The organism is Bacteroides sp. K03, from assembly GCF_019734355.1.
Lineage (GTDB): Bacteria > Bacteroidota > Bacteroidia > Bacteroidales > Bacteroidaceae > Bacteroides > Bacteroides nordii.
Genome location: NZ_JAASHC010000001.1, coordinates 356,012 through 367,868 on the forward strand (window position 1 = coordinate 356,012; position 11,857 = coordinate 367,868).

Here is an 11,857-nt window from a genome sequence, read left to right on the forward strand (position 1 = left end):
TTATATTTCTGTTTTTAGGGATTCTGGATTAAACTGTAATATCATATACTTTGTTTTTTCGTGTGTTTTTTATCTATCTGATAATTTACCTGTGAATAAAGATCCCCAATAAACAAACTAAAAAAAGGTGCCGATCAGGGCACCTTTCACTATTTGATTAAAAATAACTCTTATAATTTTCTTAATCCTTTCAATTGGGATTTGTCTGTTACCGGAACGATGCTGATCGCATAGCCTCCTCCTACTACTGATACCTGTGTCAATTTGGACTTATTTGTTACAAGAACTTTTCTAATAGTATATGCCTGGGGATTGGTTTTGTAATCTGCATCTTTACCGTCCGCATAGATTGTGGCCACATATACCTTGTCGGAATCAAGAAAATCAAAGGTTATATTTGATGTAAATTTATTATTTCCAGCAGTATTACCGACAAACCAATTGTCTGTATTCTTAGCTTTACGTGCTACTGTAATATATTCGTTCGGTTCGGCTTCCAGATAGATACTTTCATCCCAATCCAACGCTACGTCTTTGATAAACTGAAAAGCATCAGGAAAGCGATCATAATTTTCTGGTAAATCGCATGCCATTTGCAGAGGACTACTCATTGTAACATAAAGAGCCAGTTGGTTTGCTAAAGTTGAATTACAATGAGAAGGGTTCTTTGGATTTAACTTAGTCATGTCCATCTCAAAAACACCGGGAGTGAAATCAATAGGCCCTCCGATAACACGAGTAAAAGGTAATATGGAAGTGTGACTGGCTTTGTTTCCTCCGTATGCCTGATATTCTGTTCCTCTTGTCGCTTCATTTCCTATAAGGTTTGGCCATGTACGGCAGATTCCGGTTGGCCTGACTGCCTCATGTGCGTTTACCATAATTTTATATTCTGCTGCTTTTTCAATTGCATACTGATAATGGTTATTCATCCATTGGCTATAATGGTATTCTCCTCTGGGAATAATATCTCCTACATATCCGCTTTTTACGGCAGGATATTCATATTTATTCATCAGCTGATAAGCTTTTTCCAGATGCCGTTCGTAGTTACGGATGGAAGAAGATGTTTCATGGTGCATAATCATTTTCACACCTTTGCTTTTTGCATACTGATAAATTTCTTCAATATCGAAATCGGGATATGGAGTTAAAAAATCGAATACATAATCTTTCGTAAAACCAAACCAGTCTTCCCATCCGATATTCCAACCTTCAACCAATACTCCGTCAAAGCCATGTTTTGCTGCAAAATCAATATGTCGTTTCACGTTCTCAGTTGTAGCACCATGCCTTCCATGGGGTTTTACTTTTGTAAAGTCATCTATTCCAAGATGTACACTTGTCAATTCGTTTGTATAAGACCAGTCTTTCATCCCCGTAATCATTTCCCACCAGACACCTACATATTTCATTGGTTTTATCCACGAAGTATCCTCTATCTTACAGGGCTCATTTAAATTTAATGTGATATTTGATGCTAAAATATCACGGGCGTCATCGCTTACAATGATTGTTCGCCAAGGTGTATTACAGGGTGCTTGCATGTTTCCTTTTGATCCATTGGCATCGGGATTTATCCATGAGCGGAAAATGAAATTTTTGTCATCCAGATCAAGATGCATACATCCATAATTTATAAGAGCAGCTTCATGCAAATTTATATAAATACCATCGGCTGTTTTTAGTTGTAACGAAGTCTGGACCCCGGTTGGAGAAAATTCAGTTTCAGAAACATTACCGGTCCTGGCACCTGGCATTAACTTTCTGACTTCCGAAAGTTTCGATACGGTATAATCGTATTCTTGAGTATCATAATCTCCCGGAATCCAATAAGCAGTATGGTCGCCAGTCATGGCAAATTCCGTTAACTCCTCTTTTATCACGAAATAAATGAGGCTTTTCTGGTTTGGAAATTCATATCTGAATCCCAGGCCATCGTCGAACAGGCGAAAGCGTATCAAGAGATTTCTATCCGTCTGGGCCTGCTTTAATAATACCGATAGTTCGTTATAGTGATTACGGATGTATTTGTTTTCTCCCCAAACAGGTTGCCATGTTTCATCAAAACTATCCTCTTTGGTTTCTAATAATGAGAAACCATCATACAAAGATGTTTTAGGGTCGGAACTTTTTATTATTTCAGTTCCAAATCCAACATCATCCCCTCCTTGCAAAACCAATCCGAGTTTACTGGGATTTATTACCTCTTTTCCTTTATAGGATAATGAATAAGCGGGAATTCCATTCTTTAAAATCTGGAATTGCATTTTCAAATTACCATCAGGTGATTGTAATTCGAGCGAATGGATAGTTCCTGCCATTAGACAACAACTCAATAGAAAAAATAACTTTTTCATGTTCTTTTAGTATCTGTTATTAAATTAAAATATGGTTGATATGAAATTTTCCTTTGGATATTTAAAATAGCACGAGGATTGTAGTGTCGGTGATTTCCTCCGGTTGCTTTCATTCACGATATAATGATGTTAAGATCACCATTGCAAAAATACAATTTTTTTCAATTATAACTTATTGCCTTTAAGTTTATTTCTGTGATATGAAAAATATGTAATTTTCTGAATGCTAGTGGTTTATCTTCTTTATGATTGCTTTATCTCTGTTTTAGTCGTGTTTTGTTTGGGATTTTTTCATAGTTTATCGTTCTACAAGAAAAAAAAACAGGATACTTTTGTTCCATAGAATTTTTTGATTCTAATATCAATCATTAAAACTAATTAGAGATATACATGGAAAACAACTTATCTAAAAAGATTCTTTTGTTTCTTTTTCTATTTCTTCCGGTTTTTTTATTTGCTCAAATAAAGACCATAAAAGGAAATGTAAAAAGTGATAGTGGAGAGCCGTTGATAGGAGTTTCTATCAAGGCAAATGATGCAAACATGAGTTCATCCGTAGGTTCAATTACTGACTTGGATGGTAATTATTCAATCCGGGTTACTTCGACGGCTGAACTAACGTTCAGTTATGTTGGCTTTAAATCACAATCTGTTGTTGTAGGCAATCAGACAGTCATTAATATTACGATGGTTGAAGAAACGCAGATGCTGGATGATTTTGTTGTGATAGGCTACGGAAAGGTGAAAAAAAGTGATATAACTGGAGCCATTTCTTCAGTTAAGGTAAAAGACATGGAAAATACGGCCAGCGCTGGTATTGAGTCAGCTCTGCAAGGAAAAGTTCCAGGTATGCTTGTTACAAAATCGAGTGGAGAACCTGGTGCAACGGCCGATATCCGACTTCGTGGTGTTGGTTCTTTTAATAGTTCGGGGCCGCTCTGGATAATTGATGGAGTGCCTCAAAATCCGGGAGCAGAATTCAATATGAATGACGCCGAATCAGTAGAAATACTTAGAGATGGTTCTGCTGCTGCTATTTATGGAGCACAGGCTGCAAATGGAGTAATTCTTGTGACAACGAAACGGGGTAAGAAAGGAGAGTCCAAAATAAGTTTTAATTCCTATGTTGGGTTTAATACTCCTACCAAAATGCCTGATGTGCTTAGTACAAGACAATTAAAGGAATTAAGACTGGAAGACTTCCGCGGACAGGGGAAAATGACAGAAGCTGAAATGCTGGCTTTTCCGAGCCAATATAGCAGTAGTGGTGGTAAGAACATCATGGCTTACGCATTGGATTATGATCTGACCAATGTCGATTATAACTGGAAAGATATTATTTTCGATACGGGATTAACTCAGAACTATGACCTTTCTTTCAGCAAAGGAACAGATGAATATAACTATTACGCTTCATTTAACTTATATGATGAAGGAGGGACATATTTGGATACACGTTTCAGACGCTATTCGTTTCGCCTTAATTCTGAAATAAAATTGAATAAATGGGCTACATTTGGCGAAAATATGCAAATCCTCCACGTCAATAAAAAACAAAATTCAAATTCAAACTACCTTGTTAGTTACATGCGTACCGTACCTTTCATGATGCCCTATGACAGTACCAATCAGCCGGGAGGGTATGGGTATTTCCCAAAGACCAATGTGGACGGGAGTCCTATCATAGATCCCATATCGGGAAAAGAGACAAGTATCGAAAATATGCTTGCCGCATACGACGGACGTAACCTGCTGGCATATGAAGAAACTGCAGATAACAGAGCAAAGGACTTCAAAGTAAACGGAAATATCTATTTAAGGTTGCAACCGATAAAAGATTTAACTATAACAGCAACTATGTTCGGTGGCTTTTTTACAGCCGATAGCCGCCAGGAAGCCGGACAATATCAATATGCCGCCGAGAGTAAATTATATTCGTCTATGTATCAGGCCGTTTCAAGGGGATATTCATTGGGGGGAAATCTCGTTGCAAATTATAATAAGACCTTCAATGACATACATTCTCTTGCTTTGATGGCTGGTATGGAATGCGAAAAATCTTATTCTACTGGAGTTAATGTTAGTGCTAAAAATATGATCGGCGATATTTACCGTGCATCTTTGGCAGATGCAGTAAACCGACAGGCAAGCGATACTTATTCGAATGGTGCTTATCTGTCGTATTTCGGACGTGTAAACTATAGCTTAATGGATAAATATATATTCATGGCGATGATCAGACGTGATGGCTATGATCGTTTTGGACCCGAAAATCGCTGGGGAAACTTCCCTTCCTTTTCGGGAGCGTGGCGGATCAGCAATGAGAATTTTATAAAAGATAACCAGTCATTTTCGTGGTTGTCTGATCTTAAGCTCAGAGCATCCTGGGGACTTTTAGGAAATATGGGTGGCATACAGCAGTTTCTCTATACAGCCAACTATATCACCCCGAATGCCAACTATGCATTGGGAAGTACAGATGCCGATGGTAATCAGACATCTGTGACCGGACTTCGTCTTGATAAGTTACCCAATCATAAAATTAAGTGGGAAGAAATCTCTACAATCAACCTTGGACTCGATGTAGGAGCGTTTAATAATTCCTTGCAGTTTACATTCGACTGGTATATCAAAAATACTTCAAATGCATTGTTCAAGAGTTCGTTGCCTGCAATGGCAGGACTGGGAACTAATCTACAAGACGTGTTCTATACTTTTAATGTTGGAAAAATAAGGAATACAGGTTTTGATGTGGAAGTTAGTTATCGCAATAGAATAGGTAAGGAACTCAGTTACTCCGTTGGTGCCAACCTGGGCTATGTACGCAATAAGGTAAAGAACACAGATGGAAGCAACGCAGTATTATATTCAGATCGGAAGGTTTTGGGTAGTCAGAATGTATCTGTCACACAAGTAGGACTTCCTATCGGTTCATTTTTTGCATACGATGCAATAGGGGTATTCCAAACGCAGGAAGAAGTAGATGAATACAACAAAAAAGCGCAGGAAAATGGGTACAGTTATTACCAACAGACGGGAACAGGTCCTGGAGACTTGATATTCAGGGATGTAAACAATGACGGGCATATAACCTCCGACGATATTGTACATGTTGGTGATCCATGGCCGGATTTTACCTATGGGTTCCATATCGATCTGAACTACAAATGGTTTGATTTCAATGTGCTGTTTCAAGGGGTTCAGGGCAATGATATTTTCAATAACTTCCGTCAGGTAACCCATTCATTGTATAATGATTATAATACGACCACTCATGCACTGGACAGATGGACAGGTCCTGGAAGTACGAATGAAAACTTCAGAAGTTCTACCAGCGACCCGAATAATAATAAAAGTTCCGTTTCGACATGGTATATCGAGGATGGATCATATCTGAGGATGAAGAACATTCACATAGGGTTTACATTTCCACAGCAATGGCTGAGTAAGTGTGCTATATCTAAACTTCGCATTTACGCTTCTGCACAGAATTTACTGACATTTACCAAATATGAAGGTTTTGATCCAGAATTTTCGGCTTCACAGAATACTGCATTTGGTATAGATACCGGTAATTATCCGCAGTATAAAACATTCTTATTCGGTCTGCAGATAGATTTTTAAATGCAGGAAATGATGAAAACTATTTTATAATCAGAAAAACAATAAACATATTATGAAATATATAAAATTGATACTGTGCATCGTCGTTTTCGGATGTTTTACATCATGTGAAGACTTTGTGGATGTCGAGAACTATGGAGGTATCCCGTCCGATGATCTTATAAACAGTGTTGAAAATGCCCAGACGGCTCTTAATGGAGCCTATAATGGATTGTACGGTGAATGGTTGTATTTTTATGGGATATATTATTATACCTGTTTTGCAACCGGCGAGCTTGAATTCAGGGCAACTCTGGAAGATGTAAAACCAATGGTAAACTTTGGATATTTCGATGGTTCCAGTGCGATTTACTGCTATTGGAAAAATCTTTATTCTATCATTTCCAGATCTAACGACGTATGTACAAAAATATATTCATTGAGGAATAGCGGTTCGTTGACTCAAACTGAAAATCAGGAATTGGACAAGATGATCGGAGAATGTAATTTCCTTCGTGGTTTTGCTTATATGTCTTTAACCCGTTCGTTCGGGGATAAATTACCATCGCATCCGCAGTATGATCCCAACGGCTTAGGAGTGCCTATAGTCGATACATTGATTGTTTCGAGAGATCAGTTAATGATACCACGTAATACTTTAGGTGAGTGCTGGAATGAAATAATTACCAATTTTGAGACGGCATATAACCGCTTACCAACTTCGTGGCAAACCACTAAATTAGGAGCGGTAACAAAAGGTGCAGCCGCAGGATATCTGGGACAAGTGTATATGTATCTCGAAGATTATGGGAAAGCGAAAGAGTGGTTTGTTAAAGCAATGGAGTGCGGAAATCAGACCGGTGGAGAATATCAATTAACTAAGGAATATGCGTGGAATTTCGATTTCAATCATGAGAATAATTCTGAATCTATTTTTGAGATACAGTTCCAGACTGTAAATGACGATACCAAGGCCGGTTCTTATTTATGGAGACGTTTAGGCCCCGATGGTGTCGGTGGTGGTTTTGGAATTGTAAATGTAGCAATGGATTGGGTGAATAAATACAATACAGGTTATGAGATTACCCAGGAAGTGTATGACAAATATGTTTCATTACCTTCCAATAGTGAAACTAATATTGTTCTACGGGAATTGATGAAAATATATGGAACCGCGATAGGAGTACAGGTTTTCTCTGAGGAAGAGTTTTTCAACCTTTATACAGGTGACTGGGATGCTTTAGGAAATGATATAAATACAGTATTAAGGGCCAATGGATATCGCTTGAATGTTAAGACAGAACCGGGTTGGGGTACAGTAAACAGTAAATACATTCAGACCTTCCTGAATGAATCACGTGCCGCAGATCCCCGTATGTACGCTTCCTTCTATGTTCCAGGAAGAGACTCTATATCGACGAATTGGGCCGGGACCAATATAAAACCTTATCCTAACAGTTATTATGGATTTAAAAAATACATTCCTTATAATGCGATAGAGAATTGGGCAACAGAAGGGTTGCCGGGCTTTGAAGGGCATAATTCAATCAATCAACGTATTTTCCGTCTTGCCGATCTGTATTTGCAATATGCTGAGGCATGTTATAAAACGGCTGATATGACTAATGCTAAGAAATATTTGAATAAAGTAAGAAGAAGAGCGTGGGGGTATCCGTTTGATGATGCATCTTTAGCTGTGACTGTATCTGTCGATTATCCTTCTTCGGAAGATAGTGGTGATTTTATGGATGCCATAATAAAGGAACGTGAGAAAGAATTATGTCTTGAGACTCATTTGTGGTTCGACTACTTGCGTTGGAACAAAGCCGAAGAATTATTTGCAAGTAGGGGATTTGAACCTAACAAACATCATCGCTTACCGATTCCACTTACCGAAAGGCAGCTTGTAGGAATGAATGTACTATTACAAAATTCGGGGTACTAACAAAATTTGAAATGAACAATCAATCCTCTCTCCGGGGGATAAACCCTCGGAGGAATTTATACTAATTAAAAATAAATTATTATGAGAAAAAAGTTTACTATTTTGGCGTTTGCTGTTTCAATGTTGACAGCTGGTAATTTGTTCGCTCAGGATTATTATGAGCACATTAAAACGATGAATATTTATTCGACGGATGAGTTTATTGAAATTGATGGAGTTGCCAATGAGAGTTGTTGGTCGGCAGCCGAAGTTACCGAAAATGCTATTGATGTCGTAACACATGATTGGGGTGTAGAGCCTGTTCCCAATATATGGGGATATGAAGCATCTTTCAAGGCTGTATATGACAAGCGTTACATTTATTTTTTCATTAAGGTAAAGGATGATACATATATACCTTATGATGAAGCACTTAAAAAATCGGATACAGGTGTGGATAATATCGAACTGTTTTTCTTTCCCGATCCGGAAGGAAGGGATGAGTATCATTCTTCAATAGACGCACGTGGACGTGGCCATTCACAGTTACGTATGTCAGTTGGCAGTGAAGATAACCGCGCAACCGGTGGAGGTTATGCCGGAGGTAGAATTGTAAATAATAAGCTTACAGGTTATGAATATAAAACTGTAAGGACTGCTGAGGGATATAATATTGAAGGAATTGTACCATGGAGTGAAGTAATTCCGGAAGGATACGAGGGAAATCTTGAAGTGGGCAAAAAAATCTTGTTTGATATCAATGCTGCTAATTGTACAGACTACGATAGCAACACTCGTGTTGTAATTCTGGGTTGGTCAGGAGAAGATCATAATGCTTGGAGATGGAATGCCGAGTTGGGAGAAATGCTTTTCATGGGACCGCTTGGAGGAGCAACATCCATTGCGCAAACTGAAATATCAAATGTAAATTATACATTCGTTAACGGAGTATTATCTCTTCAAAATGCTGATAACTTAAAGGTGGACATCTGCGATATCGCTGGGAAAACTGTAAAATCTTTGACGTATACCCAAGCAGTCGATTTGTCTGATTTACAATCAGGCGTTTACATTGTGAACGTAGCTGGTCGTACAAGCATTAAGATAATAAAATAATAGGTTGATTGTTTTTTTACAGGTAAATTGTTTCTCGGGATATTTCGCAAATAAATAAATTAGGGGATGTGTCAAAATAGGCACATCCCCTTTTGTGTGTAAGTTAATTGATTTTGATAGGAGGAATTTATTGTTTTTTTTCTGTACTTTCGAAATGGCGTTGTTGCTGTTCCACCTGCTTCATTTCATTGATACGATCTTGCTCTTCTTTAGCGAGACGTTCTATTTCGTTCATATCTATTTCTTCTACCGTTCCTGTATTAAACTGTTCAGTTTTTGCTGGTACACGTAACTCCTTATAGATAGCAGGACGATCTGTCGGAATAGTAGTGAATTCAACGGTAGCTATCGGATGAATCTGAATACCGGGGTGTAACAGGCGTGCAGTAACTTTAACTTTCCCGGCCTTATTGGTAGTACGTATCAAGGCTGGTGCTGTTCCCCAGCGGCTAACTCTTGGGTTGGCTTCAATGTCACGACCACCTACCAATTCACCTTCACCTTCTACTTCAAAAATGACTGTTTCTTGTGAAAGGCGCTTTACATAGCCATCTTTGTCAGTAATAGAAGCGATGACTGTAACGATGTCCGAACCATTAGCCTGAGGTGGGAGCCCGGAATCAATAGTCAGCACTATCTTTTCATTTCGCTTGGATGGCATATTTTTGGCTGTGGCTACCACCTTTCCTCCTATGAACCCTTCGGCTACAATACTACATTCTTCTGCTTTGTCTGCTCGGTGTAGTGCGCGTACATCTACAAAACTGTATGCATTCTTGAATGTGATGGGAGGGTGGCGAATCCCTTTCTCTTCAATTTCAGGTACTTGTGTCAGGCTTGTTTTTCCATTAATAGTGATACGTACGCTGTCACAGTTGGAATAAACTACTATGTCTTCCGGTGAAAACGGAGTCATGGCGTTGGCAATATAGACCATTGGACCACTATCTGCCTGGGTTAATTTAACAGCCGGATCACGTTGACTCATCCACATGTAATAAGAATATTTGGGTTGACGGAAGGCATCCATGATACCTCCCCAGAATGGATCGGGGTGATAACCGCGCTGGTGGTCGAAAGAATGCCATAAAGCTCCACCAATGTGTCCTTTAGGAGCTTTGTAGAATTGATCGATGGTCAATGAACCACCATATTTTTTGCGTGCATAATGTTGCGCCTGGCGTATTTGAGGCTCTTCTCCCCATTCACGGGCTACACGACTGTAAGAATTGTGTGAGTTCCAATCGTCTACACAGTCGCCGAACTCGCGTGTGAAACATGATTTGCCTAATTTCTGATAGTAATCTTCATTTTTGGGAGCAGTATAGATGACATCGTATTTATAGGCTCCTTTACTCTTATCGTCAATGCTTGCATAGCATCCTGGATACGGATACTCTTCATGTGTAGCATTATAAGCATTCAGAGCAAATGATTCAGGAAAAGCTGTTTCGTTCAGAACAGGCTCCCACATGATAACAGAAGGATGATTACGGTCACGGCGTACCATGTTGCGTATATCAGAAATAATTCTTTCTTCAAAGATAGGATCGGGGTTCCAGTATTGCCATCCTGGAGTTGCTACGATAATGAACATACCCAGTTCATCGCAAGCATCCATAAAAGCGGGATCTTGCGGATAGTGTGCCGAGCGTATGATGCGGCATCCGGCATCACGTAGCTTTTTCACATCCAGCCATTGCAGATTGTTGGGTACGGCATTGCCGATATAGGCATAATCCTGATGACGATTTACCCCCATCAGCTTATCTTCAAACGGCTTTCCATTGATATATAACCCGTCGGCACCACGAAACTCGATAGATCGGATACCAATACGCGAAATCGTTTCGTCGCATACTTTGCCGTCGCAATATACCACAGTTTTGAGTTGATATAAATGGGGGGTATCCGGATGCCAGAGGGCGGGAGTTTTAACTGATAATTGTTGTTCTATACTTCCGGAAGCTCCTGCTGCCAGTTGCAGGTTTTTCTTGCTTGAAGCGACTTTCTTTCCATTAGCGTCAATGAGAATGGTTTCGATCCCTACTTTTTTCCCTGTATTTCCTTCATTGGCAATGTGGGTTTTAACATTGATTTTTGCCTTTTGATCGGATATGTCTTCATAACTAACAAATATACCTCCGCTTGCTGTTTGCCCGGCAGCATTTGCATCGGTGATATGAATGTCATTGGTACTGATGAAGTAACAATCACGATAGATTCCTCCAAAAACAGAGAAGTCCATTGTGTATTGTTTACGTCCGGGAGGGAAAGATGGATCGTCACTATTATCTGCACATACAGCTATTACTACGTCATCACCCGCTTTTACACCCGCCTTGGTCAAATCTATTGTGACAGGAAGAAAACCACCAAAATGTTCTTTTACTTTTTGTCCGTTTACATAGAAGCTGCTTTTCCCCATGATGGCTTCGAAATAAAGAGAAAGACGTTTACCCTGATATTTTGTATCGATAGTAAAATGTTTGCGATACCACGCAGGGCCTTGATAATTACGTGAACCACTGGCTTCGGATGGCATAAGTTCTACTGTATGAGGAAGGTTAACAATTTCCCATGTTTGGTCATTGAAACTCTGTGAAAAAGCGCCAGATTGAGCCCCCCGGTGAAATCTCCAGCCTGAATTGAAGTCAAGAATATTACGTTCAGAGTTGTTTGTGGAATAGAAACCGGCAGCAGAGAATCTCTCCTGAGAGTATGCGGTGTAGCATATTATTATGAGAAAAAGAACCAATAATGCTTTTCTTTTCATACTTCTATGTTGTATTCCTAATAATTGAATACTTTTTTATTTGTTATTAACTTTATAAATCAATTAGTTATCTCTTTT

Annotated in this window: 5 protein-coding genes; 3 read left to right on the plus strand and 2 right to left on the minus strand. The window is 39.1% G+C overall.

Annotated features, from left to right (window positions below):
- Nucleotides 1-170 precede the first annotated feature (170 nt).
- Nucleotides 171-2,360: a glycoside hydrolase family 97 protein gene (locus HCG69_RS01195; RefSeq protein WP_221648507.1), complete on the minus strand. Its 2,190-nt coding sequence runs from the start codon at nt 2,358-2,360 to the stop codon at nt 171-173.
- A gap of 390 nt (nt 2,361-2,750) precedes the next feature.
- On the opposite strand from HCG69_RS01195, the gene HCG69_RS01200 reads away from it, so the two are divergent.
- The 3 genes from HCG69_RS01200 to HCG69_RS01210 all read left to right on the plus strand — a co-directional run bounded on the left by HCG69_RS01200 (nt 2,751) and on the right by HCG69_RS01210 (nt 9,003).
- A complete protein-coding gene (locus HCG69_RS01200) occupies nt 2,751-5,984 on the plus strand; it encodes a TonB-dependent receptor (RefSeq protein WP_221648508.1) in 3,234 nt (1,077 codons plus the stop codon).
- Between the two features lie 52 nt (nt 5,985-6,036).
- Nucleotides 6,037-7,908, plus strand: a complete 1,872-nt coding sequence (locus HCG69_RS01205) for a RagB/SusD family nutrient uptake outer membrane protein (protein ID WP_221648509.1) — start codon at nt 6,037-6,039, stop codon at nt 7,906-7,908.
- 81 nt (nt 7,909-7,989) lie between these two features.
- Complete coding sequence (locus tag HCG69_RS01210; RefSeq protein ID WP_221648510.1) at nt 7,990-9,003, plus strand: sugar-binding protein; 1,014 nt, start codon at nt 7,990-7,992, stop codon at nt 9,001-9,003.
- Between the two features lie 127 nt (nt 9,004-9,130).
- On the opposite strand, the gene HCG69_RS01215 is transcribed toward HCG69_RS01210, so the two are convergent.
- Nucleotides 9,131-11,779, minus strand: a complete 2,649-nt coding sequence (locus tag HCG69_RS01215) for a glycoside hydrolase family 2 TIM barrel-domain containing protein (protein ID WP_221648511.1) — start codon at nt 11,777-11,779, stop codon at nt 9,131-9,133.
- Nucleotides 11,780-11,857: the final 78 nt, after the last annotated feature.

Coding starts and splice junctions, on each gene's coding strand:
- HCG69_RS01195 (WP_221648507.1), bottom strand. CDS start 2,360: ATGAAAAAGTTATTTTTTCTATTGAGTTGTTGTCTAATGGCAGGAACT.
- HCG69_RS01200 (WP_221648508.1), top strand. CDS start 2,751: ATGGAAAACAACTTATCTAAAAAGATTCTTTTGTTTCTTTTTCTATTT.
- HCG69_RS01205 (WP_221648509.1), top strand. CDS start 6,037: ATGAAATATATAAAATTGATACTGTGCATCGTCGTTTTCGGATGTTTT.
- HCG69_RS01210 (WP_221648510.1), top strand. CDS start 7,990: ATGAGAAAAAAGTTTACTATTTTGGCGTTTGCTGTTTCAATGTTGACA.
- HCG69_RS01215 (WP_221648511.1), bottom strand. CDS start 11,779: ATGAAAAGAAAAGCATTATTGGTTCTTTTTCTCATAATAATATGCTAC.